Source organism: Nitrosomonas sp. TNE100 (assembly GCF_055387135.1).
Window position 1 is genome coordinate 1,867,177 of the sequence record NZ_AP040997.1, and the last position, 26,570, is coordinate 1,893,746.

General features: G+C 47.5%; 29 protein-coding genes, 1 pseudogene and 2 riboswitches. Of the genes and pseudogenes, 22 read left to right on the forward strand and 8 right to left on the reverse strand.

What is annotated here, in order from left to right; all coding sequences use genetic code 11:
• Nucleotides 1-16 precede the first annotated feature (16 nt).
• Nucleotides 17-94: riboswitch (S-adenosyl-L-homocysteine riboswitch) on the reverse strand.
• 41 nt (nt 95-135) lie between these two features.
• Nucleotides 136-1,299, reverse strand: coding sequence for a methionine adenosyltransferase (gene metK / locus ACZ5EJ_RS08830; protein WP_074455825.1), 1,164 nt, complete (start codon nt 1,297-1,299; stop codon nt 136-138).
• A gap of 292 nt (nt 1,300-1,591) precedes the next feature.
• Between metK and ACZ5EJ_RS08835 the strand changes: the two genes are divergently transcribed.
• Genes ACZ5EJ_RS08835 through ACZ5EJ_RS08845 form a run of 3 tightly spaced genes read left to right on the forward strand, consistent with a single transcriptional unit; the run spans nt 1,592 to nt 4,117 of the window.
• The gene (locus tag ACZ5EJ_RS08835; protein ID WP_011634928.1) at nt 1,592-2,290 is read left to right on the forward strand and encodes an SDR family oxidoreductase; all 699 of its coding nucleotides are present in this window, start codon (nt 1,592-1,594) and stop codon (nt 2,288-2,290) included.
• 46 nt (nt 2,291-2,336) lie between these two features.
• Complete coding sequence (tsaE, locus tag ACZ5EJ_RS08840; RefSeq protein ID WP_074455824.1) at nt 2,337-2,813, forward strand: tRNA (adenosine(37)-N6)-threonylcarbamoyltransferase complex ATPase subunit type 1 TsaE; 477 nt, start codon at nt 2,337-2,339, stop codon at nt 2,811-2,813.
• Nucleotides 2,777-4,117 carry an N-acetylmuramoyl-L-alanine amidase gene (locus ACZ5EJ_RS08845; protein ID WP_074455823.1) on the forward strand — a complete coding sequence of 447 codons (1,341 nt, stop codon included), beginning with the start codon at nt 2,777-2,779 and terminating at the stop codon, nt 4,115-4,117. Before tsaE ends, ACZ5EJ_RS08845 begins: the two co-directional genes overlap by 37 nt.
• A gap of 54 nt (nt 4,118-4,171) precedes the next feature.
• On the opposite strand, the gene ACZ5EJ_RS08850 is transcribed toward ACZ5EJ_RS08845, so the two are convergent.
• From ACZ5EJ_RS08850 to aroQ, 5 genes are all read right to left on the reverse strand, one after another.
• Nucleotides 4,172-4,924: a zinc-ribbon and DUF3426 domain-containing protein gene (locus ACZ5EJ_RS08850; protein WP_074455822.1), complete on the reverse strand. Its 753-nt coding sequence runs from the start codon at nt 4,922-4,924 to the stop codon at nt 4,172-4,174.
• Nucleotides 4,921-5,862, reverse strand: a complete 942-nt coding sequence (gene prmA / locus ACZ5EJ_RS08855; protein WP_074455821.1) for a 50S ribosomal protein L11 methyltransferase — start codon at nt 5,860-5,862, stop codon at nt 4,921-4,923. The genes ACZ5EJ_RS08850 and prmA overlap by 4 nt, the downstream gene beginning before the upstream one ends.
• Before the next feature lie 35 nt (nt 5,863-5,897).
• Nucleotides 5,898-7,256: an acetyl-CoA carboxylase biotin carboxylase subunit gene (gene accC / locus ACZ5EJ_RS08860; RefSeq protein WP_011634933.1), complete on the reverse strand. Its 1,359-nt coding sequence runs from the start codon at nt 7,254-7,256 to the stop codon at nt 5,898-5,900.
• 71 nt (nt 7,257-7,327) lie between these two features.
• Nucleotides 7,328-7,786: an acetyl-CoA carboxylase biotin carboxyl carrier protein gene (gene accB / locus ACZ5EJ_RS08865; protein ID WP_011634934.1), complete on the reverse strand. Its 459-nt coding sequence runs from the start codon at nt 7,784-7,786 to the stop codon at nt 7,328-7,330.
• Nucleotides 7,787-7,996: 210 nt separating this feature from the next.
• Nucleotides 7,997-8,434, reverse strand: coding sequence for a type II 3-dehydroquinate dehydratase (aroQ, locus tag ACZ5EJ_RS08870; RefSeq protein WP_011634935.1), 438 nt, complete (start codon nt 8,432-8,434; stop codon nt 7,997-7,999).
• Between the two features lie 179 nt (nt 8,435-8,613).
• Here aroQ and thiO point away from each other — a divergent pair, with 179 nt between their 5' ends.
• The gene (gene thiO, locus ACZ5EJ_RS08875) at nt 8,614-9,723 is read left to right on the forward strand and encodes a glycine oxidase ThiO (RefSeq protein ID WP_011634936.1); all 1,110 of its coding nucleotides are present in this window, start codon (nt 8,614-8,616) and stop codon (nt 9,721-9,723) included.
• A gap of 6 nt (nt 9,724-9,729) precedes the next feature.
• On the opposite strand, the gene ispH is transcribed toward thiO, so the two are convergent.
• The gene (gene ispH, locus ACZ5EJ_RS08880) at nt 9,730-10,701 is read right to left on the reverse strand and encodes a 4-hydroxy-3-methylbut-2-enyl diphosphate reductase (protein WP_074455820.1); all 972 of its coding nucleotides are present in this window, start codon (nt 10,699-10,701) and stop codon (nt 9,730-9,732) included.
• A gap of 289 nt (nt 10,702-10,990) precedes the next feature.
• Between ispH and ACZ5EJ_RS08885 the strand changes: the two genes are divergently transcribed.
• The 18 genes and pseudogenes from ACZ5EJ_RS08885 to ACZ5EJ_RS08970 all read left to right on the forward strand — a co-directional run bounded on the left by ACZ5EJ_RS08885 (nt 10,991) and on the right by ACZ5EJ_RS08970 (nt 24,331).
• Entirely contained in the window at nt 10,991-11,275 is a 285-nt protein-coding gene (locus ACZ5EJ_RS08885; protein WP_011634938.1) for a hypothetical protein, read from the forward strand.
• Between the two features lie 39 nt (nt 11,276-11,314).
• A complete protein-coding gene (gene hisC / locus ACZ5EJ_RS08890; protein ID WP_074455819.1) occupies nt 11,315-12,394 on the forward strand; it encodes a histidinol-phosphate transaminase in 1,080 nt (359 codons plus the stop codon).
• Nucleotides 12,395-12,436: 42 nt separating this feature from the next.
• Nucleotides 12,437-13,024, forward strand: a complete 588-nt coding sequence (gene hisB / locus ACZ5EJ_RS08895; RefSeq protein WP_011634940.1) for an imidazoleglycerol-phosphate dehydratase HisB — start codon at nt 12,437-12,439, stop codon at nt 13,022-13,024.
• Nucleotides 13,025-13,056: 32 nt separating this feature from the next.
• Complete coding sequence (gene hisH, locus ACZ5EJ_RS08900; RefSeq protein WP_074455818.1) at nt 13,057-13,695, forward strand: imidazole glycerol phosphate synthase subunit HisH; 639 nt, start codon at nt 13,057-13,059, stop codon at nt 13,693-13,695.
• Between the two features lie 83 nt (nt 13,696-13,778).
• Nucleotides 13,779-14,525 (forward strand): 1-(5-phosphoribosyl)-5-[(5-phosphoribosylamino)methylideneamino]imidazole-4-carboxamide isomerase, encoded by a 747-nt coding sequence (hisA, locus tag ACZ5EJ_RS08905; RefSeq protein ID WP_011634942.1) that lies wholly within the window; start codon nt 13,779-13,781, stop codon nt 14,523-14,525.
• A 97-nt stretch (nt 14,526-14,622) separates the two neighbouring features.
• On the forward strand, nt 14,623-15,399 hold the full coding sequence (gene hisF / locus ACZ5EJ_RS08910) for an imidazole glycerol phosphate synthase subunit HisF (RefSeq protein ID WP_074455817.1): 777 nt from the start codon (nt 14,623-14,625) through the stop codon (nt 15,397-15,399).
• 139 nt (nt 15,400-15,538) lie between these two features.
• Nucleotides 15,539-15,928, forward strand: a complete 390-nt coding sequence (gene hisI / locus ACZ5EJ_RS08915; protein WP_074455833.1) for a phosphoribosyl-AMP cyclohydrolase — start codon at nt 15,539-15,541, stop codon at nt 15,926-15,928.
• Nucleotides 15,925-16,278 (forward strand): phosphoribosyl-ATP diphosphatase, encoded by a 354-nt coding sequence (locus ACZ5EJ_RS08920; protein WP_011634945.1) that lies wholly within the window; start codon nt 15,925-15,927, stop codon nt 16,276-16,278. Before hisI ends, ACZ5EJ_RS08920 begins: the two co-directional genes overlap by 4 nt.
• 1 nt (nt 16,279) lies before the next feature.
• The gene (locus ACZ5EJ_RS08925) at nt 16,280-16,630 is read left to right on the forward strand and encodes a histidine triad nucleotide-binding protein (RefSeq protein ID WP_011634946.1); all 351 of its coding nucleotides are present in this window, start codon (nt 16,280-16,282) and stop codon (nt 16,628-16,630) included.
• A 19-nt stretch (nt 16,631-16,649) separates the two neighbouring features.
• A complete protein-coding gene (gene tatA, locus ACZ5EJ_RS08930; protein WP_011634947.1) occupies nt 16,650-16,883 on the forward strand; it encodes a Sec-independent protein translocase subunit TatA in 234 nt (77 codons plus the stop codon).
• 85 nt (nt 16,884-16,968) lie between these two features.
• Nucleotides 16,969-17,361, forward strand: coding sequence for a Sec-independent protein translocase protein TatB (tatB, locus tag ACZ5EJ_RS08935; protein WP_074455816.1), 393 nt, complete (start codon nt 16,969-16,971; stop codon nt 17,359-17,361).
• Nucleotides 17,362-17,451: 90 nt separating this feature from the next.
• Entirely contained in the window at nt 17,452-18,228 is a 777-nt protein-coding gene (gene tatC, locus ACZ5EJ_RS08940; RefSeq protein ID WP_074685029.1) for a twin-arginine translocase subunit TatC, read from the forward strand.
• A gap of 124 nt (nt 18,229-18,352) precedes the next feature.
• A riboswitch (cobalamin riboswitch) is annotated at nt 18,353-18,575 on the forward strand.
• Nucleotides 18,576-18,698: 123 nt separating this feature from the next.
• A complete protein-coding gene (gene btuB, locus ACZ5EJ_RS08945; protein WP_083341446.1) occupies nt 18,699-20,537 on the forward strand; it encodes a TonB-dependent vitamin B12 receptor in 1,839 nt (612 codons plus the stop codon).
• Nucleotides 20,538-20,546: 9 nt separating this feature from the next.
• Nucleotides 20,547-21,137, forward strand: a complete 591-nt coding sequence (locus ACZ5EJ_RS08950; protein WP_011634951.1) for a hypothetical protein — start codon at nt 20,547-20,549, stop codon at nt 21,135-21,137.
• The gene (cobO, locus tag ACZ5EJ_RS08955; RefSeq protein ID WP_011634952.1) at nt 21,137-21,745 is read left to right on the forward strand and encodes a cob(I)yrinic acid a,c-diamide adenosyltransferase; all 609 of its coding nucleotides are present in this window, start codon (nt 21,137-21,139) and stop codon (nt 21,743-21,745) included. Before ACZ5EJ_RS08950 ends, cobO begins: the two co-directional genes overlap by 1 nt.
• Nucleotides 21,746-22,252: 507 nt before the next feature.
• Nucleotides 22,253-22,591, forward strand: coding sequence for a hypothetical protein (locus ACZ5EJ_RS08960; protein ID WP_074685028.1), 339 nt, complete (start codon nt 22,253-22,255; stop codon nt 22,589-22,591).
• 124 nt (nt 22,592-22,715) lie between these two features.
• Nucleotides 22,716-22,859: pseudogene (locus ACZ5EJ_RS08965) on the forward strand (IS481 family transposase); the annotation flags it as partial.
• A gap of 665 nt (nt 22,860-23,524) precedes the next feature.
• Nucleotides 23,525-24,331, forward strand: a complete 807-nt coding sequence (locus ACZ5EJ_RS08970; protein ID WP_074685027.1) for a PEP-CTERM sorting domain-containing protein — start codon at nt 23,525-23,527, stop codon at nt 24,329-24,331.
• A gap of 34 nt (nt 24,332-24,365) precedes the next feature.
• Here ACZ5EJ_RS08970 and metG read toward each other — a convergent pair whose 3' ends face one another.
• On the reverse strand, nt 24,366-26,471 hold the full coding sequence (gene metG / locus ACZ5EJ_RS08975) for a methionine--tRNA ligase (RefSeq protein WP_074685026.1): 2,106 nt from the start codon (nt 26,469-26,471) through the stop codon (nt 24,366-24,368).
• Nucleotides 26,472-26,570: the final 99 nt, after the last annotated feature.

A 26,570-nucleotide genomic window follows, 5' to 3' on the forward strand; every position in this document is an offset into this window, starting at 1 on the left:
AACACATCTCCTGAGAAGTGAAAGAGCGCCGTTGTTGGGTTGTTCATTTGTCCGAGCCTCACGAGATAGACCGTTGCAGCGCTCCTCGGTACAAATGGAACATCATTCACGCTGAATGATGTTGATGAAAAATATTCAAATACCTGCATCCGCTTTAAGCTGCTCTGCAATGTCGGTTTTCTCCCAGGTGAAGCTGGGCTCTTCCCGACCAAAATGGCCATACGCAGCCGTTTTGCTATAAATCGGACGCAGCAGGTTCAGTTCATGAATGATCGCTCTGGGGCGCAGATCAAAATTCCGGGTGATCAGCTCGGCGAGTTTTTCATCTGAAACTTTACCGGTACCAAAAGTTTCCACCATTAATGAAACCGGCTTAGCCACGCCAATTGCATAAGCCACCTGAACTTCACATTTGCGTGCCAGGCCGGCAGCTACAATATTTTTGGCGACATAACGGGCAGCATAAGCTGCTGAGCGATCCACCTTGGAAGGATCCTTACCGGAAAAAGCACCGCCACCATGATGGGCTGTGCCACCGTAAGTATCCACGATGATCTTGCGCCCGGTTAGTCCGCAATCGCCCATCGGCCCGCCCACCACGAAACGACCGGTAGGATTGACCAGATACCGAATATCACTACTCAGCATTTCTGCAGGCAACACAGGTTTGATGATTTCCTCGACAACTCCTTCAAACAAATCGCCATTGGAAATATCCGGATCATGCTGGGTTGAAATAACAACTGTTTCTATGTTTTTCGGTTGTCCGTCAATATAACGTACTGAAACCTGGGATTTGGCATCCGGACGCAGCCATGACAGCTGGCCGCTTTTTCTCAATTTTGCCTGCTGTTCAACCAGACGATGTGCATAGTAAATCGGCAGCGGCATCAGTTGCGGTGTTTCATCACAGGCATAACCGAACATCAGTCCCTGATCTCCCGCCCCCTGATCCATCTCCTCTTCCTTGCTGCGATTCACCCCCAGAGCAATATCGGGAGACTGTTTGTTAAAAGCGGTCAGCACCGCGCAGGTGCTTGCATCAAAGCCAATCTCGGAACTGGTATAGCCGATTTCACGTACCGTATCTCGTGGGATGACGTTGTAATCAATGGTAGCATGGGTCGTTATTTCACCTGACAAAACGATCAGCCCTGTACTGCACATGGTTTCACAGGCTACACGCGCATGAGGATCCTGTTGCAGAATTGCATCAAGGATTGCATCCGATATCTGGTCGGCCACCTTATCAGGGTGGCCTTCAGATACGGATTCAGACGTAAAAAGATAGTTACTCATAGTTTGTTTTGTTAATTAAATTTGGATATGAATGAGATAATACTCAGGCAAGAGTAAAACCAATTCCGGATTTGAGGCCAAAGACTGCAGTTATTTATTAAGGTACAGTGCAAAACTACCTTAAAGCACTGCTTGTTGAGCAACCGGATTATTCCAGAAATCCGTATGAAAATCATTGTTCTTTTTACTGACCCTGCCTAGATCAGGTAATGCGGATGCAATAATCTGTCATTTTTTCATCTCAATGCTCCCGGAAAATGCCGATTATTTTGACCATGTACAGGAGTTTTCCATGAATACTGTTTTGATTACCGGCGCCAATCGGGGAATCGGATTGGAATTTGCCACACAATATGCGGCAGACGGGTGGCAGGTAGTCGCCTGCTGCCGGCAACCGCAACAGGCCATGGCGCTCAATCAGCTGGCTGAGCAGTACAAAGATCATTTTTCTATTTACCAGCTTGATGTACGTGAGCTTGCCGAAATAGATCAGTTGTCACAAAAGCTGCATGATTTGTCCATTGATGTGCTGATTAATAACGCAGGCGTTTATCCACCTGCACAAAATGGGGAGTTTGGTCATATCAACTATGATGACTGGATGGAGGCCTTCAGGGTCAATACATTCGCCCCCCTCAGAATGGCAGAAGCCCTGGTGAAACAGGTTGCTCGCAGCAAATTGAAAGTTATCGCCACCATCACCAGCAAAATGGCCAGTATCGACGATAACCAGCGTGGCGGCAGTTATATTTACCGATCCAGCAAAACTGCCGTAAACATGGTGGTAAAAAGTCTTGCCATTGATCTGCAGCCTCGCGGTATTATTTCAGTGCTGCTACATCCAGGCTGGGTACAGACTGATATGGGTGGACGTGGCGCGTTAATCACAGCAAAGCAGAGTGTGACCGGCATGAAAGGCATCCTGGATAAAATCACCCATACGGATACAGGCAAATTTCTTGCCTACGATGGACAGCACATCCCTTGGTAGTCTTTTTTACCTGCCTTTCAAGCAACAAACTTTCACTGGTAACCAAATGCGCTCATCTTATGTTGTGCAACTCGACGATGAAGCAGCAACTTTGTTCCTGGGAGAGCAGCTTGCAGCCATACTTCGCCCTGGTTTGACCGTATTCCTTTATGGTGATCTGGGAGCTGGCAAAACTACGCTTGCACGTGGAATATTGAAAGGGCTGGGGCATCATGACAAGGTGAGAAGTCCCACCTATAACCTGGTTGAAATCTACAAACTTTCAGAGTTATACTTGTATCACTTTGATTTTTATAGATTCAATGACCCATTGGAGTGGGAAGAAGCAGGCTTCCGGGAGTATTTCAACCAGAATTCCATCTGTCTGGTCGAATGGCCTGAAAAAGCAGGGGAATTTCTGCACGCAGCTGATCTGAAAATATGGATCAGTTATTCTGGAACAGGAAGAATCGCCGAACTCAAGGCGGAAACGGAGGCAGGAGAACAATGCTTATCACGCTGGCAAAAACAGGTATCCGAATGAATCAACCCGGAACCAGGCAGTGCTCTCCATTTCTATTTTTCGTTATAGCTATCCTTCTGCAACTGGCTTTGTATAGCAACGATACATCAGCTGGCACTCAAATCACGGCAGCACGCTACTGGGCGGGGCCCGAGTATACCCGGTTGACACTGGAATCGAGTAAGCCGGTTAAATACTCGGTCAGCACACTCCAATCACCCAAAAGAATCGTGATGGACATGGAGAATATTTCATTGTCCGATGTACTGAAGAGCTTGCCAGCAAAGACCGAATCACGGGATCCCCTGGTTGGCGCATTAAGAGTCGGCAATTTCAATTCGCGGACTGTCAGGCTGGTCGTGGAATTAAAAACAGATGCTGTACCCAAAGCATTCGCGCTTGATCCTGTAGATCAATTTGGGCATCGGCTGGTGCTGGATCTTTACCCATCGAAAAAACTGACAACAGAACCGTATGAACAGGATCCACTCATAGCATTAATACAAAAAAACAAGAAACCTGCGCCAGCTGCTCATACCCGCAATGTAACCCCCGCTGCGACTTCGAAGACTGTCCTGACAGCAACCAGCCGCAAACCTGAAAAGAACCGGATTATTACTATCGCAATTGACGCCGGACATGGCGGCAAGGATCCGGGAGCAATTGGTCCGCAAGGCTCCATGGAAAAAAATATAACCCTTTCCATCGCCAGAAAACTCAAGGCCAGAATTGACAAGGAACCCGGTATGCGTTCTGTACTAATTCGTGACGGAGATTACTTCATATCGCTGGCTGAACGGCGCATCAAGGCAAGACAAGCCAATGCCGATTTATTTGTATCTATTCATGCTGATGCTGCTCCACGGAGAGAAGCACATGGTGCATCAATTTACGCATTATCAGAAAATGGTGCCACTTCCACCACAGCGAGCTGGCTGGCCAAAAAGGAAAATGCGGTTGATCTGATCGGCGGAGTCAAACTGGATAACAAAGATCGATACCTAAAGCAAACACTGATTGATCTGTCCATGAATGCCACGATTAATGACAGTATCCGGCTGGCCAATCACGTATTGAATGAAATCGGGACAATCAGCCATCTGCACAAAAAAAATGTGGAACAGGCTGGTTTTGCAGTACTCAAATCACCTGATATTCCATCTGTTCTGGTTGAAACCGCATTCATCAGCAACCAGACTGAAGAAGCCAAACTTAATTCAGAGATTCACCAGAATAAATTGGTTGATGCGATATCAGTCGGACTTAAACGCTATTTCAACAGCGGATCCTGGCAGACACGGATGGATGTTGCTGATACCAGATAAGAGATATCAGCCTCTACCGGTTCTCAGACTACACTGTTTTATAGAGATGTCTGCTTATGGGTAAAACAGCTCCAGTTTGTAGCCCATAGCATTGAGCTGATTCGTATTCAAGAAACATTGGACCTGTATTTCACTTTCCCCCGCAAATATTGATTGATCAGCTGCTGAATCCAGATAATCCTTTGCCGTAAAAATACGACTTGCGAGCAGTTTTTCATCAGCATCTGTTAGCGTTAGCAGTAATGCCGGTAACGCTTGCGGGAAAGGCGCATGATTGCGGATAATTGCAGAAAGCTCCACCACATCAGGATCAGCGGAAGAACTGACACGCAAGTCTGATGATTCCAGGCTCAATAAATGGAGATGACGTGGTAAATCAACCTCACATTGCATCAGGGTGCAATATTCATTCAATACCGGTCGAAATGCAGGGAAAGCAATAAATATTTCTGTACGATAGGCATGCATAATCTGCCCAAGCAGCAATACCAGCAATACTGCATTGGGCACCAGCCAAAGCCGGGAAATTTTTGGCGCAGACGGTTGAATGTCAAAATAATCAACAGGAGGCGGTGTTTCAGCAACCGGCATTACAGCAGCATTATCAGGGTCGGATTGATCCGGATCCGGTTGGGGCAACATCACAAGCGGTTGAATACACGCCACCGGAACAGCTATCAGTGCTGTAAAACCGTTGAATACTTGCTTACACTGCCCGCAGCGCACATCACCGTTATGCGAATGCAGCTGCCCACCCGTCAGGCGAAAAATCGCATGACAGCCAGGACAGCGTGTCACCAGTGTCATGATGTCCTATTGACTGATTTCCGACCTGCAAGCAGTACCCATCCCTGATCTTTTGCAGCAATCTGCATATCAAACCACTCGCTGTAAATCTGCAGCACTTCATCAGCCTGGGTTTCCAGTATTCCTGAAAGCACGATACGTCCGCCTGGTTGCAAGGCACTCATCAGAACAGGGGCCAGCATGATCAGAGGATTAGCCAGAATGTTCGCGACCACTACGAAAACAGGACGCTGCCTGGTATCAGCAGGATCGCCACCTCCAGAAAAGGATAGCGCAGTGGTAAATGATAATTTATCCAGATCACAGAGATTGTTCCGGGCATTTTCGAGGCTGGCAGTAATGGCATTCGGATCAATATCCACGCCCATCACCCGGTCAGCCCCCAGTTTTAACGCTGCGATTGCCAGAATCCCGGAGCCACAGCCATAATCAAGCACGCTGTCGCCAGGTTTAAGAAATTTATCCAGCCAGCCCAGGCACAACTGTGTGGTCGGATGACTGCCCGTACCAAAAGCCAGTCCCGGATCCAGTCGCAGATTAATTGCTGCAGGATCGGGTAAATCATGCCAAGATGGAACGACCCACAATCGCGAGGAAATTTTGATTGGCTCGAATTGCGCCTGTGTCAATCTGACCCAATCCTGTTCCACTACTTGCGTCAATTGATAGTCTGGCAGCGCAGATATCCCCATCACCCGAGCTACTGCCTGCACAATTTCATCAACATCCGTATTTTCCTCGAGCAATACTGTTACCTCTGCCTGTTGCCAGAATTGCTCCGGGAGAGCACCTGGTTCACCAAACAAGGGTTGTTCGTGATCAGTCCCTTCACCCGCATCATGTACATCAACTGACAGTGCGCCCTGCTCCAGCAACTGATCACTTACCGAATCAACGTAATCGGACCCAACTTTAAAAGTCAGAGAGAGCCAGGACATAGCTGATCTGTGTAACAGGTTTTATCACGATCACATCAAGTCGTTTTTTTGTTATACAGTGCAAGCTTGTTTTCAAGATAGTGAATAGAGACAGAATCGGATACAAAGTTACAGTCCGCCAAAAGATCCAGATGTAACGGAATATTGGTTTTGATTCCTTCAATGATCATTTCGGTAAGCGCAATACGCATACGCGCAATAGCGAGATCACGATTGTCACCATAGGCAATTACCTTGGCGATCATGGAATCATAGTAAGGTGGCACGCGATAATTATGGTAAATATGGGAATCGACTCGGATCCCGGGACCGCCTGGAGCATGGTACTGTGTAATACGTCCGGCTGAGGGAGTCAGCTTATAGGGATCTTCCGCATTGATGCGGCATTCTATGGCATGTCCTCTGGTCACAATATCTTTTTGCTGCACTGACAGTTTTTCCCCTGCCGCCACACGAATCTGTGCTTGAACCAGGTCAATACCAGTAACGGCTTCTGTCACCGGATGCTCAACCTGAAGCCGGGTATTCATTTCAATGAAATAAAATTCATTGTTCTCATAAAGAAACTCGAAAGTTCCTACCCCTCTGTAATTAATACGCTTGCAAGCCTCGACACATCGCTCACCAATTTGATTGCGCAACTTGATCGAAATACCTCGCGCCGGCGCCTCTTCAATAATCTTCTGGTGACGGCGCTGCATGGAGCAATCCCTCTCCCCCAGATGAACGGTATTGCCGTATTCGTCAGCCAGTATCTGGAATTCAATATGACGCGGATTTTCCAGGTATTTTTCTGCGTAAACCACCGGGTTACCAAATGCCGCCTGCGCTTCATTACGCGTTGTAATCACCGCATTCGAGAGCGCCGCTTCAGTGTACACGACGCGCATCCCGCGCCCCCCACCTCCTCCGGCTGCCTTGATAATGACTGGGTAACCGATCTCCTTGATAATTTTCCTTACTTCATCAAGTGAATCCGGCAACGCACCCTCTGAGCCTGGTACACAGGGAACACCTGCCTGCAGCATCGCGTGTTTTGCAGAGACCTTATCTCCCATCAACCGGATTGTATCCGGTCGGGGGCCGATAAAGAAAAAACCGCTCTTTTCCACCCTCTCTGCAAAATCCGCATTCTCGGATAAAAAACCGTAACCCGGATGAATGGCTTCCGCATCCGTTACTTCAGCAGCACTAATGATAGCGGGGATATTCAAGTAACTTTGCGCAGAAGCTGCCGGGCCGATACAGACTGATTCATCGGCCAGCTTGACATATTTTGCTTCGGCATCCGCTTCCGAATGAACCGCTACGGTCTTGATACCCATAGTCCGGCACGCTCGCTGGACGCGCAATGCTATTTCTCCACGATTTGCGATTAATATTTTTTCAAACATATAAATTAAACGATGAAAACCAGATCCGGATAGATTCCTGAAAATTCAGAGCATTATTTCTCGAAAGATTATTATTCGATAATAAATAACGGCTCGCCATATTCAACTGGCTGACCATTCTCCGGCAAAATAGCTTTGATTTTGCCCCCCCGATCGGTTTCGATCTCATTAAGCAGCTTCATGGCCTCAATGATACATAGCGTATCTCCGGACTTTACTTGCTGACCTACTTCAGCAAATGGTTTGGCCCCCGGGGCCGAAGCGCGATAAAAAGTACCTACCATGGGAGACTTGACAATATGTCCTTCCGGCAAACCTGGCTTCTCTTGTACATCGCTCTCACTGGCTATGGGGGCTGCCGGCTCTACCGGAACAGGGATCTGATATTGTGGCATAACCGTTGCCACCGATTGTGTCATGGTTACGGATTTGCTGATACGGACCTTCTCTTCCCCCTCTGTTACTTCCAGCTCTGTAATACTGTATTCCTCTACTAATTCAATTAATTTCTTGAGTTTTCTCAAATCCATTTTATCCTCCGGGGCAGATCCCTTTCATAAGTGCCCTGATCTATCTTCAGGGATAGCAGTTTTACGTCTTTTGATGATGGCTGGTAACTGATTTGCTTGTAAATCAATTGATCAAGTCTGCTTTGTCATTTGTATTTGTATTGATCACCGGGTAAAAAAATAATTTAACTGATTTAGGACAAATATATTGGAGTCATGCCCCGTTTTACACTACTGCCTGGCCAAAGCAAATTGCAGAGCCAGCTCATACCCCGCAGCACCCAATCCACTGATAACCCCAACAGCAATATCCGAGAAATAGGATGTGTGGCGAAAATGTTCGCGAGCATAGATATTGGAAAGATGAATTTCTACAAAAGGCAGATTTGTGGCAGCCAGGGCATCACGCAGGGCTATACTAGTATGTGTTAAAGCGGCGGGATTGATGATAATAAAGCCAGTGCCGTCATTCATGGCTTCTTGTACACGATCGATCAATTCATGCTCGGCATTGCTTTGAAAGGTATCCAACACCACAGAAGCTGCCTGCGCCTTCGCGACCAGATTCCTGTTAATATCTTCCAATGTTGTATGCCCATAAATGGACGGCTCTCTTCTACCTAAAAGATTCAAATTAGGACCGTGAACAACCAGGATTTTCGCAACCATTACACTATATTAACCATCCGCTTCCACGAATTAATTATGGCGTGTTATCGTATTATTGTACAGTTTTTTATGTGTTTTCGCCGAAGTTAAAGAATATTTAACCTCATTAAATCACAAAACAAGCAATTCAGGGGTCACGTTATTCATCTCTCATAAAACAACATCTGACAACAGGAATAATGAGTGATTTTATAGTGATTGGAGCTGGGATTATCGGTCTTGCCACTGCGCTCCGATTACTTGAAGAAGGGGCATCAGTCACGCTCCTTGAACGTCGCAAAGCTGGCTGCGAGGCATCATGGGCAGGCGGAGGCATTCTGTCCCCTCTGTGCCCCTGGAACTATCCGGACACCATAAACCGACTCGTCGCTTTCAGCACATCACTCTATCCAGAGTGGACTGCTGCACTTAGCGCGGCTACAGGAATTAATCCGGAATATCACGTATGCGGACTTCTCGCTCTTCCACCCTATGACTTGGATGAAGCTGTTAGCTGGTGCGCTGCTCATGCGGCACCGTTGACATACCAGATATTTCCACTTTCAACCCATGCTAGAACTCCGGGAATCTACGATTGCACCCAGCAGCAAGCTGATCAGGCACTATTGCTTCCTGACGTCGCCCAAGTTCGAAATCCACGTCTGTCACAAGCGTTATGCAAACGCGTCAAACAGCTCGGTGGAAATATAATTGAACACTGCGAGGTCCAGAAACTGAATGCAACCAGGCAGGAAGTTAGATCCATCCGGGTCCCACATAAAAACCTCTCTGCCGATCGATACATCCTGTCAGCCGGTGCATGGAGCAGGAATATTCTTGGAGAATATGCGTTGAATATTGAAATAAAACCAATCCGAGGACAGATACTGTTATACAAATTCCCGGAAAAACCTTTGCATTCTGTCGTATTGCAACAAGACCTTTATCTCATTCCCCGGCGTGATGGACATTTACTCGTCGGCAGCACAACCGAAGATGTCGGATTCGATAAGCGCATTACACTGGAAGCGAAAGACAAATTATCCAAATGGGCAGGAAAAATATTACCAAAGCTGAGTAATATGTTGCCGCTAAGACACTGGTCAGGCTTGCGCCCCGCCACACCTGGCAATATCCCCGTCATCGGGGCACATCCATTCCTTAAAAATCTTTATGTCAACAGCGGACATTTTCGCTATGGCGTCACGATGGCCCCTGGCAGCGCAGAAATATTAACAAACGAGATCATGCAACGAGCTCAACCTTTTGATACCACACCCTATCAGCAAGGATGGAATCTGTCTGGGTAATTTCAATCAGATATGCTTGTTGAAACCGGCTGGCTCAGCCTTTGGCAATGGGAATGTTACGGATTCAAGGACTCCCGCCAGCTCTTCCACCACCACACCCTGATTCGACTGTTTTGTCGCAATCTGCTCAAGACGCTCCAGTACCTGCTGAACCAGTATCTCCGGAGCAGACGCACCTGCAGTAATTCCAATACACTGCTTGTTGGCCAGCCAGCTCTCCTGCAACTGTGCCGCCTGATCGACCATATATGCTTCTACATTCTCGTTTCTGGCCACCTCACAAAGGCGATTTGAATTCGAACTGTTTGGCGAACCCACCACAATCACCAGATCACAGAGCTTGACCAACTTTTTGACAGCATCCTGTCGATTTTGCGTAGCGTAGCAAATATCATCTTTTTTCGGGCCAACAATCTTTGGAAAACGTCGTTTCAGTGCCTCAATCACGCGCGCCGCATCATCAACAGACAATGTTGTCTGGGTGACATATGCCAGATTATCTTCATCCTTGACCTGTAGTCCGGATACGTCTTCCGCTGTTTCCACAAGGTACATCGTCCCTTTTTTCTTCTCGATCTGCCCCATGGTTCCCTCAACCTCAGGGTGACCCTGATGGCCGATCATGACGATCTCCTTGCCCTCTCGGTCCATTTTGGCCACTTCCACGTGTACCTTGGTAACAAGCGGACAGGTAGCATCAAATATCTGCAGCTTACGAGCGGCTGCATCTCTTCTTACTTCGTGGGAAACACCATGAGCACTGAAGATAAGCATGCTCCCTTCCGGCACTTCCTCCAAATTTTCTACAAATACCGCTCCTTTTTTCTCCAGATCTTCAACCACGAAACGATTGTGGACAACCTCATGCCTCACATAGATGGGGGCGCCATACATCGTCAATGCACGTTCAACGATTTCAATAGCTCGGTCAACACCAGCACAGAACCCTCTCGGGTTTGCAAGCAACACCTTGATCATCAGCCTATTTCTCCATGATTTATGCACAGGTTTGATTATAAAATAATCCTGAAGGGGTTTTCAGTTTTCATCTCTGAAGCCTATCCTATTAACACATACTCGTCATTCATCTTTATCCCGTTTCACCCGATTTGATAAGGCTATAAACAGGATGATAATTAAATCTTAAGCCTCCGTTATATATAAACTTCTTAAAATCCTTTCTCTCTGGCTGTATACTTTCAAAATATTTCACGACATACGTGTTTAACCAGCTTCAAAACTTGATGGTTTTATTTGAGTACTCCTGATGGGCGCACTGATTTTTTATACTTTTATTTATTTCGTCGGGCATTTCGCTGCGCTCGGGCTAAACATAATTACAAACAAAAAACTGCTCAACCACCGCTTGGTCGGCTTGATTGGCGTAATCCTTGTGGCAGTAATGCATGGCTACAAAATTATCAACAGCACTGGCCACGATGAAGACACGCTGTATGCGATAAGTTATTTCGTCGTTTTCCCGGTGGTGGTCATCAGCGCAGTTCTCTTTTATTTTGGTGGAAAAGATAAAGATGATAACAATCCCAAGTAAATGACAGGATTGTACGACATCTCTCCTTCTTTTTGATACATGACTTCTTTGTCACCTGACCAGATTATCCGCCAGGAAATTCTTGCACTATCAGCCTACCACGTCCCGCCCGCGAAGGACATGATCAAGCTGGACGCAATGGAAAATCCCTATCGGCTCCCCTCCTTTTTGGGTGAAGAGATTACCCGGATTACAGCAGGCGCGCATATCAACCGCTACCCTGATCCGCATGCCGCGGCACTCAAAGAAACGCTTCGAACATCGCTATCTATTCCAGATGGAATGGAAATCATGCTGGGAAATGGTTCAGATGAAATCATTCAAATCATCATGCTGGCAGCTGCAAAACCAGGAGCAAAGCTACTGACTGTTGAACCCGGATTTGCCATGTTCAAAATGATTGCTACATTTACAAATATGGAATATGTCGGCATTCCGTTAAGACCAGATTTCTCGCTGGATCTTGACATGATGCTCACGGCAATTTCACACCACCAGCCAGCTATTCTGTTTTTGGCCTACCCGAACAACCCCAGCGGCAATCTGTTTGACGAGGCCGCCCTGAATAAAATAATTCAAATATCCAAAGGTCTGGTTGTAATAGACGAAGCTTATCATCCATTTGCAGGGAAAAGTTTTATTGAAAAACTCCCAGATTATCCGAATTTACTGGTTATGCGAACGCTTTCGAAATTGGGATTGGCCGGGCTTCGCCTCGGGTTCCTGGTCGGCAGGCCGAGCTGGCTGTATCATCTGGAGAAATTGCGCCTGCCTTACAATGTCAATGTAATTACCCAGCTTATGGCAGAAAAAATCATGCAACATTACGATACGCTACAACATCAGGCTGACATAATTAAACAAACCCGAACCAAATTAAGAATCTTTCTTGAAAGCCTGAAAGGTGTTGAAGCCTATCCCTCTGATGCCAATTTCATTTTATTCCGGCTCAACAACGCCAGCCATGTTTTCAAGCAACTTCAGCAGCGTCGTATTTTGGTGAAGAACCTTGACAACAGCCACCCCTTATTAAAAAATTGCCTCCGTGTAACAGTTGGCACGCCCGAAGAAAACGATTATTTCTGCAATACACTGCAAGATTTGATCGCTGAAAATTAACCGGAAGACTAAACAAAACACTCCGTTCAAATTTAAATACTCATGCGCAAAGCCCAAGTTACTCGCAACACTCAGGAAACACAAATTACCGTAGCAATCAACCTGGACGGCCAGGGCAAAGCGGAATTGGATAGCGGCGTTCCTTTTCTTGATCACATGCTGGATCAGATTGCCCGCCATGGCATGATTGACTTGAATGTTGCAGCCAAAGGCGACCTTCATATCGATGCCCACCATACTGTGGAAGATATTGGCATTGCACTGGGTCAGGCACTGAATCGTGCCATTGGTGACAAAAAAGGAATATTTCGCTACGGTCATGCATATGTGCCTCTGGACGAAACCTTGTCAAGAGTAGTCATCGATTTGTCCGGAAGGCCTGGCTTGCAGTTCAACACCACATTTACACGTGCGGTTATCGGCTCTTTCGATGTCGATCTGATCCAGGAATTCTTTCAGGGCTTTGTCAATCATGCCATGATGACACTGCACATAGATAACCTCGCCGGTAAAAACGCACATCACCAGGCTGAATCTATTTTCAAGGCATTCGGCCGTGCACTGCGTATGGCTGTAACAATTGATCCACGCTGCGATGACCTTATTCCATCCACGAAAGGCGTGCTGTAGGTAAAAAAACGCTCAGAACATCTGATACGAACATGAACTCGATTGCCGTTGTAGATTATGGGATGGGCAACCTGAGATCGGTATCCAAAGCACTGGAATATGTCGATTCATCTGCGGTTGTCACGGTTACCAATGATCCGGAGGTTATCCGATCTGCCTCACGCGTTGTTGTTCCGGGCCAGGGTGCGATGCCTCATTGCATGGAGGCTCTGGATGATCAGGGTTTGCGTGAAGTAGTCGTCGAAGCAGCTCAAAATAAACCTTTTCTCGGCATTTGCCTCGGACTGCAAATGTTGTTCAAGGAAAGTGAGGAAGGCGATACCTCAGCACTGGGTATTTTGCCAGGCAGTGTGAAAAAATTAGACGTGCGTGAGACCGCCGGTAACAACACCCCAAAACTCAAGATTCCTCACATGGGCTGGAACCAGGTTCACCAGACTATGGCGCATCCACTGTGGGATAGAATTGATACCGGCACACGCTTTTACTTTGTTCACAGCTATTACGTAGCTACAGATGAACCAGGAATCGTGGCGGGTAGTACCAACTATCCAACCCCATTCACATGTGCAGTTGCCAGGGACAATATTTTTGCCACCCAGTTTCACCCGGAGAAGAGTCATTCCGCAGGATTGGCATTATTGAGTAATTTCCTAAAATGGATACCATAACAACATTCCAGCATTATCCTATCCAGTATTTCCATTGTATTATCAATTTTTTCAAGTCTGATCATTAACCCCGATAATTTCGTATGCTGATTATTCCTGCTATAGATCTGAAAGACGGACAATGCGTCCGCCTGAAGCAAGGCATCATGGAAGATGCCACAGTATTTTCAGAAACCCCTGAAACAGTTGCACTGCACTGGCTGGATAACGGAGCCCGTCAGCTGCATCTGGTTGACCTTAATGGTGCTTTTGCCGGAAAACCTAAAAATGGTGAAGCTATCCGCGCGATAGTCGAAGCCATTGATGGAAGAATTCCAATCCAGCTGGGCGGAGGAATCCGCGATCTGGAAACTGTCGAGTACTATCTGGATAACGGCATCAGCTACGTAATCATTGGAACGGCTGCGGTCAAGATACCTGGCTTCCTGCACGATGCCTGCTATGCGTTTCCAGGTCAGATTATGGTCGGGCTGGATGCCAAAGGTGGAAAAGTGGCTGTTGACGGCTGGTCCAAAGTAACCGGCCATGACGTTATTGATCTTGCAAAAAAATTCCAGGATTACGGTGTCGAAGCAATTATTCACACCGACATCGGTCGTGATGGCATGCTCAACGGCCTCAATATCGAAGCTACTGTGGAACTCGCTCAAGCGCTGACAATTCCCGTCATTGCAAGTGGCGGTGTGACCAACCTGGATGACATCAGGAAATTGTGCCAAGTCCAGTCCGAAGGAATCACCGGAGTCATCACTGGCCGGGCAATTTATCAGGGCTCCCTTGATTTCAAGGAGGCACAAGCCTTGGCAGATCAGCTGGATTCAGCAAAGTGATTGACATCACTCACTCACTCACTCACAGAAACTCACTGGCTTTGTGCTTTTTATCCCCTTCTTTTTTTATCTAATTTATTTCTGATAACTTTGACCAATGGGATTAGCCAAGCGTATTATTCCCTGCCTTGATATTAAGGACGGGCGCGTCGTCAAAGGTGTCAATTTTGTCTCTCTGCGGGACGCAGGAGATCCGGTTGAAATTGCTCGCAGCTATAATGAGCAGGGAGCGGATGAACTCGTCTTTCTCGATATTACTGCAAGCGTGGAGAATCGCGATTTAATCCTGCATATTGTGGAAAAGGTCGCCTCACAGGTTTTCATCCCGCTAACGGTGGGAGGAGGTGTCTGCAAGGCCGAGGATGTGCGCAGGCTGCTGAACGCGGGGGCTGACAAAGTCAGCATCAACACTTCCGCAGTATTGAATCCGGAACTGATCAAGGAATCAGCAGATCATTACGGTTCTCAGTGTATCGTAATCGCCATTGATGCCAGGCAAACACCTGACGGAAACCCTGAATCTCCGCGCTGGGAAGTATTCACCCACGGCGGGCGCAAGCCAACCGGGCTTGATGCGATTGAATGGGCTCAAAAGATACAATCCTTGGGTGCCGGAGAAATTCTGCTGACCAGCATGGATCGTGATGGTACTCGCTCCGGATTTGATCTTGTTCTGACACGCACAATCTCCGATGCAGTAGACTTACCCGTTATTGCCAGCGGTGGTGTAGGTAACCTGGATCATCTGGTGGACGGTATTTTGCAAGGCCATGCTGATGCAGTGCTGGCAGCCAGTATTTTTCATTATGGCGAATTCAGTATCCGTCAGGCCAAGGAATATCTGTTATCACACGGCATAGAAGTCCGCCTGTAAGAAAGTGGAACACGGTCTTTACTTCTGAGTCGCCACAATTACCATGGAGGCCGTTTTTCCTACGGTATTCCCACATTTTGCAAGTATTCCTGAAACTGTTAAGATCGCCCTGAAAGCAGCAGCACACAAGGAACAGCTAATGACAGATGAATGGCTTGATACAATAAACTGGTCAGTTGACGGCCTCATCCCGGTAATCGCACAGGATGAAAACGGTGGCAAGATTTTGATGGTGGCCTGGATGAACCGCGACGCGCTCAAACGTACTGTCGAAACTGGTGAAGCAGTTTACTGGTCGCGCTCCAGAAAGAAGCTGTGGCACAAAGGTGAGGAATCCGGCCATACCCAGATAGTCCAGGCAATCCATCTGGATTGTGATAGAGATGTCCTCCTCCTCAGTGTGGAACAAAAAGGGGGGATTGCTTGCCATACAGGTAGGCAAAGCTGCTTTTTCCGCCAATTGAAAAATGGGGAATGGGTAATCACAGAGCCCGTTATCAAAGACCCATCACAAATTTATACCCAATGACCTCCTCTTCAACGATATTACAGCGACTGACTCAGACGATTGAAGCACGCAAAAGCGCCGACCCTGCTCATTCCTACATCGCAAAACTGCTAAGCAGCAACGAAGATAAAGTGCTAAAAAAAATTGCTGAAGAAGCCGCTGAAACTATCATGGCTTGCAAGGACAATGACAGAGAACAGATTATTTATGAAACAGCGGACTTGTGGTTTCATTGCTTGATCATGCTTGCCAGGCACGACATCTCGCCGGAAGCTATACTGTCGGAACTGGAGCGAAGAGAAGGAGTATCCGGTATCGAAGAGAAATTGTCACGATCTCAAAACCAACCTGAGCCAACTAAGGCTGAATGATATGGAAGATTGTATATTCTGCAAAATCGTACGTGGTGAAATTCCAGCCACTAAAATCCATGAAGATGATGAAACAATAGCGTTTTATGATATTCATCCGGCAGCGCCTGTGCATTTTATGCTGATACCCAAACAACATATCGAATCATTAAATGAAGTTGACCTGAGTCATCAGCAGCTACTCGGGAAAATGCTGTGGCTAGCTCCCCGCTTGGCGGCAGACCAGGGATGTACAGATGGGTTTCGAACCATTATCAACACCGGGCGGGTAGGAGGACAGGAAATTTTCCATCTTCATCTTCATGTTATCGGGGGGAAGGATCGCTTGCCCGCTATGATTCATCACGGCTAATCCGCTTAAGGAGCAAATAATGGGAAGTTTTAGTATTTGGCACTGGCTGGTTGTTCTGGCGATCGTTGTGCTGGTATTTGGGACCAAAAAACTGCGCAACCTTGGCAGCGATCTGGGAGGAGCTGTCCGTGGATTCAAGGAAGGTATGAAGGGTGCTGAAGAGGAAAATACCCAGCCACCTCCTTCACACCAACAGGTAACCGGCCATTCGATCAAAAGTGAAATAGAAGAAAAAGATCAGACAAAAGTGTGATCTGACAATATGGCTCTGCACAATCATGGGAACAGGATTTTCCGGATAATCTCGAAGCAGCATTCAATGCTATCCGAGCCTGCAAATGTTTGATATCAGCTTCACTGAACTTATCGTCGTTGGAATTGTAGCCCTTATTGTCATCGGGCCAGAACGATTGCCGGCAGTTGCACGCACAGCAGGTTATTTTCTGGGACGGGCTCGGCGTTATGTCGAACAGGTAAAGCGTGATTTGAACGAAGAAATGGAGTTGGACAGCCTGAGGAAGCTCAGGGATTCCATGCATGAAACCGTCGATTCATTTGAGAATTCGGTGCGCAGCGAAATAAACAAAATATCGGAGATAGCAGATACCCAGCCCACAGCCATACCCGAAAAAAAATCTCATGCAGTTGAATCAGGGGGAAAAACAGAACCCGAGAATACCGAAACAGCCGCCTCATCAACCCCTAAAGAACCCCGGCAACTGGGCAGTTAGTTTTTGCAGTGATTCAACCACTGCAAGCTGCCAGTAATCTCCTCTTTATTAAGCGACTCAATTTAACCACAGGATAAACCACAGCAACAGATGGATGATGACAATACTTTTATTTCGCATCTGGTGGAATTACGTGCCCGGCTGATTCGAGCACTGCTGGCATTATTTCTGGGTTTTCTCCCCTGCGCTTTTTTCGCGCGAGAGCTGTACAGTTTCCTGGCCTTTCCTTTGCTGGAAAAATTGCCGCAAGGTGGTCAAATGATTGCTACAGAGGTGGTGACTCCGTTCTTCATCCCAATGAAAGTTGCGTTAATGGTGGCATTTCTCGTCACCCTACCACACACGTTTTATCAAGTTTGGGCATTTGTCGCACCCGGCCTATACAGCCACGAAAAACGCTTGTTTTTGCCGCTGGTATTCGTCAGCAGCCTCCTGTTCTTCACAGGCATGGCATTCGCCTACTTCGCCGTACTACCACTGGTATTTGAATTCATCGTCTATTTCGCGCCAGAAGGTGTCGCTGTCATGACTGACATCAGCGAATACCTCAACTTCGTATTATCAATGTTCCTGGCTTTCGGCATCACATTTGAAGTACCGATTTTCGTACTGATCCTCATCCGTACCGGTCTCGTTTCAATAGGAAAAATGAGATCCGTCCGCCGCTTTGTTCTGGTTGGTGCATTTATCATCGGCGCGATTTTCACCCCGCCTGATGTCATGTCGCAGATCTTGCTGGCAATTCCTTTATATCTGCTTTATGAATTGGGTATCCTCCTTGCTGCCCTGTCGATGAAACAATCCGCTCGGGAATCAGCGCCACCCGCCATGCAGCATCAGCGTGACAATACTGGAAAAAACGAATAACAAGAACCAATTTACCAACCACATACCAACAGCAAAATTCTCCCTGCACCACAGAAGAATTACCAGCCAGTTTCGGAACCATCCTCCCGGACCATTCTTGACATGGTCATAGCGCTGCTATAGTCTCCACTCCCTTGCTTGAGGTGTCCCAGATGCATTTGCACGAGGGATGAAACGGGAAGTCGGTGCGCACTGGAATCAAACAATGCAATGCCGACACTGCCCCCGCAACGGTAAATGAGTCAATATTCTGCACACGCCACTGTGCCATCCGGCACGGGAAGGCGCAGAATCAGGAAATAAATCCACTCACAAGTCCGGAGACCGGCCTGAAGCAATATCATGTTATTGCGGAGGGCAATACACGGCACCGGATCTTATTTCTGGCATTTAATTATGTCAGGTTCCCTGCTGTTTCTCCGCAATCTGTTTATAACCCGATCATCGCGCGGGTGTGCGCGGAGGAAACAATGTCCAGAAATCATGCTTCATCTGTACTGGCTCTATGGCTGGGAATCAATCTTTCTGCCGTCTCATGGGCGGAAGAAATCAACTATCTCGAAAACCCGGTTGTCGTTACCGCTAGCCGTACTGATCAAGCCGCGGAAGATACACTTGCCTCAGTTACCGTCATTACACGAACTGATATTGAGCGTCAGCAGGCACGTTCCGTGCAAGATCTGCTGCACGGTATCGCAGGTATCAATGTCGCCAATACCGGTGGCCCTGGAAAATTGACCACACTTTTTCTGCGAGGTACAGAATCCGACCACGTACTGGTTCTGGTTGATGGCATCAGAATGGGCTCTGCCACCTCCGGTTTTAGTGAAATCCAGAACTACCCGGTAGAGTTGATTGATCGTATTGAGATCGTCCGGGGACCACGTTCCAGCTTATACGGCCCGGAAGCGGTAGGTGGCGTCATCCAGATCTTCACACGTAAAGGCGGAAAAAAGGGATTAAAACCCACCCTCAGTTTTGGGGGGGGCAGCTATGGAACCATCAATGGCTCAGCTACTCTCTCCGGTAGCAGCGAACACGCCTGGTTTAATCTCGGCATCAGCGGATCAGACACCAATGGCTTTAATGCCTGCAAAGGTTCTTTTAGTGCGGGATGCTTCACCGTTGAACCGGACAAGGATGGCTACCGTAATATCTCCGGCTCGGCCCGTGCCGGCTACCACTTCGACAGCGGATTGGATGTCGAAGCCAGTTTTTTACACACTGATGGACATTACGAATACGACGGCGGCTTTATCAACCGAACCAAACTGGCACAACAGATGTTCGGAGGAACTGCGCGTTATTCGCCTTTTGAGCCTTGGCGCATCACCTTAACAATGGGGCGCAGTAATGAAGATTCCGATAATTTCAAGGAGAAAATGTTCATGACGCGCTACCACGCCCGGCGCGATACGATCTCCTGGCAAAATGATATCACTGTAACCCCGAATCAGCTTTTGACCATCGGCACAGATTATCTGTATGATCATGTCAATAGCACGGAAAAATTCACCACTACCTCACGCTATAATTGGGGTGTATTTGCACAACACCAGATTTCACTCGCAGCGCACAAACTGCAGCTTTCTTTACGTCATGATGACAATCAGCAATTCGGCAGCCAGGTAACCGGTGGTGCTTCCTGGGGCTATTCACTGACTGAACGGGTCAGGCTGACTGCTGGCTTCGGTAGCGCGTTTAAAGCCCCTACCTTCAATGAACTGTATTTCCCTGGATTTGGCAACCCTCATCTCAAGCCGGAGGATGCCCACACAGTAGAACTGGGTGCAACTGGCCGGTTCGACCGAGGTAATTGGTCACTTAACCTGTATGAAACCTGGATTGATAACCTGATCTCATATAATGCGGCAACATTCGCTCCAGATAATATAGACAAAGCGCGCATACAAGGATTGGAAGCTATCCTCAACACTGAAATCAAAGGCTGGCTGATTCAAACCAACCTCACTTTTCTCAATCCAGAAAATCGCTCCAAAGGTGCTAATCGAGGCAATATCCTACCACGACGCAGCAAACAGGCCTTCCGGATTGATGCCAGTCGCCAGCTTGGTAATTTTGTGGTGGGGGCACTGTTTCTTGCGGAAGCCAATCGTTACGATGATCTGGCAAATAAGCAGCAGCTGGATGATTACGTCAAAGTCGATTTACGGGCAGAATATCTGATCAATTCACAGTGGCGCATACAAGGACGAGTTGAAAACCTGTTTGACAAGGACTATGAAACCGCTGCATTCTTCAACCAACCCGGGCGCAGCTTCTTTGCTACCCTGCGCTATCAACCATAGGATAAAACCATGAAGCCATTACCATTACACTATCAATACCTGATCGGGTTCATCCTGATCGCCCTGATGATTGCCACCCGCGAATATCACTTCGCCTCATTGCACAGCCTGCCAGGAGCTTCCTGGGCCGTCTTCTTTCTGGCCGGCCTCTATCTTCGTTCAAGCTGGTCATTACCTGGTTTTCTCGCATTAACCTGGATACTCGACTCTTCAGCTTACTTCACTGTTGCAGAAAGCGAATTCTGTCTGACTACAGCCTACGCCTTCCTGCTGCCTGCCTATAGCGCCCTCTGGGCTGCTGGTCGCTGGTTTGCTACACACTATCAATTCTCATGGCGGGCATGGATGCCACTATCCTTCAGCCTTCTGATCGGTGCAATGCTATGTGAATTATTCTCCAGTGGCGGATTCTATTTCTTCTCCGGTCAGTTTACAGAAACCAATTTTGCTGAATTCTGGCAGCGTGAACTGTACTATTTCCCGCTTTATCTCCAGTCTTTACTGTTTTACGTCAGCATGGCAGCAGCAATACACATCCCTCTTGCGTTGATCCATCAATCGCGTTACCCCCGGAATAATGCAATCAGCCAATACCAATAATGAACGCTGAAGCAGATCGGGCGCAGCGCCACCGTGCCCGAATGCAACGCCAAAAGACAGTTGTCGATGCCGCGATTGCCCGTGCTGATAAAAGTAAAGGCTTGCTGCTGGTATTGACCGGCAACGGCAAGGGTAAATCAAGCTCCGCTTTCGGCATGGCTGCCCGCGCACTGGGTCATAGTATGCGCGTTGGCGTCGCGCAGTTCATCAAGGGGCGCTCCGACACCGGCGAAGAAGCTTTCTTCCAACAGCAGAAAAATATCATCTGGCATGTGCTGGGGGAAGGCTTTACCTGGGATACACAAGATCTTGAACGCGACAAGGAAACTGCCAGACGTGGATGGGCAGTTGTACAAACCATGCTGCATGATCCCTCCATTGACCTGCTGATACTGGATGAGCTCACCTACCCGCTCAAGTTTGGCTGGCTGGACATCAATACCGTATTAGCTGATCTGCAGAACCGCCCGGCGATGCAGCATGTTGTCATTACCGGCCGTGCCGCACCGGATGCTTTATGCCAGACAGCCGATACCGTCACTGAAATGCGTGATATCAAACACGCCTTCCAGTCTGGGATCCAGGCACAAATAGGGATTGATTACTGACAACGCCACTCCGGAAGCTTGTCAGTAGAAGAAACCTTACAACTGCCCAGGACCCATCAGTAAAACGCTGATTTATCCGCCACTAAGAGGCCTGCAAGGCCGTAGTATCCAGAATCTATTGATTTTGAAAAGCCTCTGGAGGCTCATCACGTTCGCAGTTATAGTTTCAATAACGCTTATTGATTTGATCAATATCCTCTTAAATAATAAAATTTTTGTCCAGAATACATAAAAACAGTAAAATTTCCAGGATATATACACGTCAGGCTGTTTAACGACACAAATGGTATATAGAGAAAAGACAAGTACAAAACGATATTGCAACAGGCTATCGATCATCATGAAGTGGCCGAACGAACATATCGGTATGTCACATGAGACGATATTGCAGAAACTGGAAAATATGGCAGTGTAGTTTCGCACGCAGTACGATCCGAACAGAAACTCAACTACATGCAAACACTCCCATAGAACACACATGAATTCCTGGAATCATTGAAAATAATCATGCTTAAACTTATACGAGATAAAGGGCCGAAAGAGACGATAAATACGCTCATAGTCGCTGAAAAAGCCAGAATCAATCATCAAGATATTGAAGAACTGCTACTGAAGTATCAAAGAAGCTACCCGGAAGACGCCACCAGAAGCATAACAGAGGTTACGAATCCAACTCAGGAGAAGCATGAAGGCCTGAGAGTGTTCGTAATCCAGACACGGATAGCGCTTATGCTGGCAAATTCCTACGGACTTGAAGCGTATCAGACTTTAAAAACGTTTATGGAGAGGCAAGGTTACAAGACGCAGCCTGACTCCATGTCCGTGGTAACAGAACAGAAAGACTAAATCCCAATATCAAATAGCCGCTTTTTTCCCCTTGTGTCAGGCTAGTTGTCGCAAGCGTTGATTCTGTTGTGGTGCTGGCGCAACACTATGCGTCACCGAACAGACGACCTGAAAATGGAAGTATCGCGACGTTTTTACCGATCGATCACACACGCCACACCGGCTGCAAACTACGCTTACACCAGCACAAGAAGCCATTGCGATTTATCTGCATCGCTCACTGCTGCTGCCTTTGGATGATCTGCTGGCCATCACCCGTGAATTTTTGTGTCGAGTGCCGACAGGCCCGGTCTTGGCTTGGCTGATCAGATAAATTGCCAGGAACCAGATGCTTAGCGACAAGTGGGGGCTTTGGAACAAGGCGCCTACAATCAGAGATTGTCTGCAGACGGCAGCGCTTGCTTGCATTGGAAGTTCTTGTATTTTCCTGCCTTAAGCAAGTAGTAATTTGCGTTGCCGCAGCCTGGGCAGCTAAATTCTTACGGCCAACGAGATACTTCCAATACATCCGCACATTGCTCATCCGTGCCAAACTGTGTAAGAAATCAAGTAAAGACAAGCCTACTTAAAATTGAATACAGTTCATGGCCATGATAATTCCTCTTTGATAGGTTTGTTTGGGCCGCTATGCGCCTTATCATAGAAAAAATCGGGTCTGGCTGAACAATCTTTCTAATCAGGTAAAGTTATGATGTATGGGATTGTAACGAAGAAAAATTACAGTAATTGCTATAGATCTCAAGTTTCACGGAATATATAAATTCCAGGCACAAAGATCGGGTATTTATTCACTGGTACTTGTCGCATGCGACAATATGTCACATTGTTTATTCCAATGGCTTATTTGATACTTGGTACCCAGGCTATGCAAGACAGGGAGTTTCCGAGCATAGCCTCTTTTACCAATCACTCAAATATTAAGAAAAAATTTAGATGAACAAGACGATCAAATGCGCATTACTTTTCGCTGCTGGTATAACCTCGCTACCCGCCGTTGCTCATATCAGCTATAGCAGCCGTGATTTTGGAATCTACGATTCGACCACTGGCGGCTCAAACACCATTCTTCATCAGTTCGTAACAGGTAACTACGGTTGGATAGATGGAACTGATTCCGACCAGGGGAACAGCCACGGAGTACTGCCTTTCCGATTTACGCTTACCAGCTCGGCTAGCGTAAATCTCAGTTTTCGGGAAGATAGCGCGATGACTACCAACTACAAAGGTGAAGAAGCCCTTTCAATGCTGGGATTGGCGCCTGGATTCTCGCTATATCGAGGATTAGCTCACGTTTCACCTCACGAACTTGATCATGACAACACTGACGGTTCTAAACTCCTGCGCCCCGAAGGCAGCGAAGGCTCATTCGTGGCACTGGCTGACTGGAGCATCACCAACGAAGATGATCCGCAGGCATTGGATCCAAGCTACCTCAGCTATATCGGGCACGCTTATGATGGTGCCATGAACTATGGTACTGGACTCATTCCAGGTGGAGATGGTGTGGCTGATAATTTCGTATCAAAAACATTTCAACTTGATCCAGGTGACTACTCTGTCTTCGCAGGAGGATCAAGTTATTGGGACCAACTGGAGGACAATCCAAACCTTGCAGCCCGCTATGGTTTGAACGCTTCCTTTAGCATAATGCAACAAGTTCCCGAACCAGGGACATACACTCTACTGCTGATCGGCCTGGGGTTACTGAGCATCGTCAAACGCCGCAGACAAGTGTATTAACAACAGTACAATCGTTGGTATCTCTCAGAAACGCTTACTTCACCCGCATGCCTGGTTGTGCGCCGCTGTCCGGGGCGAGCAAGAATGGGCCGCCGCTTTCACCGCTTGCAGCCAGCACCATGCCTTCTGAGAGTCCAAATTTCATTTTGCGCGGAGCAAGGTTAGCGACCATCACAGTCAGCCGTCCTTTGAGTTGTTCCGGGTCATAGGCAGATTTGATGCCTGCGAAGACGGAACGCTGTTCAGAGCCGATATCCAGTGTCAGTTGCAGCAGTTTGTCGGCACCGGGAACATGTTGTGCGTCGAGAATCTGGGCAATGCGCAGATCGATCTTGCTGAAATCCTCGATTGAAATTGTTTCGGCAATGGGAGCAATGACACGTTGTTGTGCTTCAGCATGCCGCGTGAGTGAATGAGTGTCGTTACTGGTCGTCATGGTTTGTCGGTTGGCCTCTGTCAGTGCAGCAATTTGTTTGGGATCAATACGGGTGATAAGGTGTTGATAAGTATTAATAGTGTGACCTGCCGGCAGCAGCATAGTGGATAAAGGTTGTCCTGCTTGCTGTCTGGGCCAACTCAGCGCCGTCCAATTGAGAAAATGCTCGATGCGTTCAGCGGTATAGGGCAAAACCGGTTTCAGATAACAAGAGAGTAGATAAAACATCTGGATACCCAAGCTGCAGGCACGGTGTAATTCGCGCTCTCGTGTCTCATCCTTAGCAATTTCCCAGGGTGCAAGCGCGTGGATCAGTTCGTTGATCTCATCCGTTCGCTTCATGATATGGCGTATCGCGGCAGAAAAATCGCGCGCCTCGTAGGCTGCTTCGATGACGCCCGGCTGCCAGCTGGAGAAATGTTCATCCACCGTTTGTTGCAGCAGTTGATAATCTTCCCCCGCCACCAGCTTGCCGTCGAAACGTTTGCTGATAAATCCGGCACAACGGCTGGCAATGTTGATGTACTTGCCGACCAGATCCGCATTAACACGCGCAACAAAATCTTCCAGGTTAAGATCGATATCTTCCATGCTGCCGTTGAGCTTGGCGGCATAGTAGTAGCGTAACCATTCCGGATTCAGCCCCTGTTGCAAATAGCTTTCCGCCGTAATAAACGTGCCGCGTGATTTACTCATTTTTTCGCCATTCACGGTCAGAAAACCATGAGCAAAAATCTGTGTGGGGGTACGATAACCCGCGTTCTCCAGCATTGCCGGCCAGAATAGTGCATGAAAATAAAGAATATCCTTGCCGATGAAATGATACAACTCCGTGGTGGCACCCTTTTTCCAGTATTGATCAAAATCAATCCCTTGCTCGGCGCAAAGCTTTTTGAAGCTGCCCATGTAGCCGATCGGTGCATCCAGCCACACATAAAAATACTTGTCTGTTTCACCGGGAATTTCAAAGCCAAAATAAGGTGCATCGCGTGAAATATCCCAATCGGATAATTTATTCTCACCCTCTTCCCCCAGCCATTCCGCCATTTTGTTGGCTGCCTCTGCCTGCAAATGGTTGCCTGAGCGTGTCCATTTACGTAAAAAATCACTGCAACGCGGATCAGATAGCTTAAAGAAGAAATGCTCCGATGCTTTTCGGATGGGCGTTGCACCGGAAATAGCGGAATAGGGATTTTTCAGCTCTGTTGGTGTATAGGCCGCGCCACAGGCTTCACAGGAATCTCCATATTGATCAACCGCCCCGCATTTCGGGCATTCACCTTTAACAAAGCGATCCGGCAGAAACAGGTTTTTGACTGGATCATACAGTTGTTCTATCGAACGGATTGCAATCAGCCCGGCTGCTTTCAGTTTTTGGTAAATATCCTCGGCGTAGTAGCGCGTTTCATCGGAATGTGTGCTGTAATACTGGTCAAACGCGATATGGAAACCGGTAAAATCACGCAGATGTTCTGTATAGACCCGCGCAATCAATGCTTCCGGTGAAATACCCTCCCTTTCAGCACGCAGCATGATGGGCGTGCCATGCGCATCATCCGCACAGACATAATAGACGGTATGCCCCTGCATTTTTTGGAAACGTACCCAGATATCGGTCTGGATATATTCAACCAGATGCCCCAGATGAATGCTGCCATTGGCATAAGGCAGCGCGGAAGTTACCAGAATATTACGTACAGTCATCGGTTACTCATCAATTCAAAATATATAATAAGAGAAGATTGTAGCAAACCAGCTGGCGCGATATTTGCTAACATCAATACTTTTGTGGCGGGAGCACGC

Coding starts and splice junctions, on each gene's coding strand:
- metK (WP_074455825.1), bottom strand. CDS start 1,299: ATGAGTAACTATCTTTTTACGTCTGAATCCGTATCTGAAGGCCACCCT.
- ACZ5EJ_RS08835 (WP_011634928.1), top strand. CDS start 1,592: ATGAATACTGTTTTGATTACCGGCGCCAATCGGGGAATCGGATTGGAA.
- tsaE (WP_074455824.1), top strand. CDS start 2,337: ATGCGCTCATCTTATGTTGTGCAACTCGACGATGAAGCAGCAACTTTG.
- ACZ5EJ_RS08845 (WP_074455823.1), top strand. CDS start 2,777: ATGCTTATCACGCTGGCAAAAACAGGTATCCGAATGAATCAACCCGGA.
- ACZ5EJ_RS08850 (WP_074455822.1), bottom strand. CDS start 4,924: ATGACACTGGTGACACGCTGTCCTGGCTGTCATGCGATTTTTCGCCTG.
- prmA (WP_074455821.1), bottom strand. CDS start 5,862: ATGTCCTGGCTCTCTCTGACTTTTAAAGTTGGGTCCGATTACGTTGAT.
- accC (WP_011634933.1), bottom strand. CDS start 7,256: ATGTTTGAAAAAATATTAATCGCAAATCGTGGAGAAATAGCATTGCGC.
- accB (WP_011634934.1), bottom strand. CDS start 7,786: ATGGATTTGAGAAAACTCAAGAAATTAATTGAATTAGTAGAGGAATAC.
- aroQ (WP_011634935.1), bottom strand. CDS start 8,434: ATGGTTGCGAAAATCCTGGTTGTTCACGGTCCTAATTTGAATCTTTTA.
- thiO (WP_011634936.1), top strand. CDS start 8,614: ATGAGTGATTTTATAGTGATTGGAGCTGGGATTATCGGTCTTGCCACT.
- ispH (WP_074455820.1), bottom strand. CDS start 10,701: ATGATCAAGGTGTTGCTTGCAAACCCGAGAGGGTTCTGTGCTGGTGTT.
- ACZ5EJ_RS08885 (WP_011634938.1), top strand. CDS start 10,991: ATGGGCGCACTGATTTTTTATACTTTTATTTATTTCGTCGGGCATTTC.
- hisC (WP_074455819.1), top strand. CDS start 11,315: ATGACTTCTTTGTCACCTGACCAGATTATCCGCCAGGAAATTCTTGCA.
- hisB (WP_011634940.1), top strand. CDS start 12,437: ATGCGCAAAGCCCAAGTTACTCGCAACACTCAGGAAACACAAATTACC.
- hisH (WP_074455818.1), top strand. CDS start 13,057: ATGAACTCGATTGCCGTTGTAGATTATGGGATGGGCAACCTGAGATCG.
- hisA (WP_011634942.1), top strand. CDS start 13,779: ATGCTGATTATTCCTGCTATAGATCTGAAAGACGGACAATGCGTCCGC.
- hisF (WP_074455817.1), top strand. CDS start 14,623: ATGGGATTAGCCAAGCGTATTATTCCCTGCCTTGATATTAAGGACGGG.
- hisI (WP_074455833.1), top strand. CDS start 15,539: ATGACAGATGAATGGCTTGATACAATAAACTGGTCAGTTGACGGCCTC.
- ACZ5EJ_RS08920 (WP_011634945.1), top strand. CDS start 15,925: ATGACCTCCTCTTCAACGATATTACAGCGACTGACTCAGACGATTGAA.
- ACZ5EJ_RS08925 (WP_011634946.1), top strand. CDS start 16,280: ATGGAAGATTGTATATTCTGCAAAATCGTACGTGGTGAAATTCCAGCC.
- tatA (WP_011634947.1), top strand. CDS start 16,650: ATGGGAAGTTTTAGTATTTGGCACTGGCTGGTTGTTCTGGCGATCGTT.
- tatB (WP_074455816.1), top strand. CDS start 16,969: ATGTTTGATATCAGCTTCACTGAACTTATCGTCGTTGGAATTGTAGCC.
- tatC (WP_074685029.1), top strand. CDS start 17,452: ATGGATGATGACAATACTTTTATTTCGCATCTGGTGGAATTACGTGCC.
- btuB (WP_083341446.1), top strand. CDS start 18,699: ATGTCCAGAAATCATGCTTCATCTGTACTGGCTCTATGGCTGGGAATC.
- ACZ5EJ_RS08950 (WP_011634951.1), top strand. CDS start 20,547: ATGAAGCCATTACCATTACACTATCAATACCTGATCGGGTTCATCCTG.
- cobO (WP_011634952.1), top strand. CDS start 21,137: ATGAACGCTGAAGCAGATCGGGCGCAGCGCCACCGTGCCCGAATGCAA.
- ACZ5EJ_RS08960 (WP_074685028.1), top strand. CDS start 22,253: ATGCTTAAACTTATACGAGATAAAGGGCCGAAAGAGACGATAAATACG.
- ACZ5EJ_RS08970 (WP_074685027.1), top strand. CDS start 23,525: ATGAACAAGACGATCAAATGCGCATTACTTTTCGCTGCTGGTATAACC.
- metG (WP_074685026.1), bottom strand. CDS start 26,471: ATGACTGTACGTAATATTCTGGTAACTTCCGCGCTGCCTTATGCCAAT.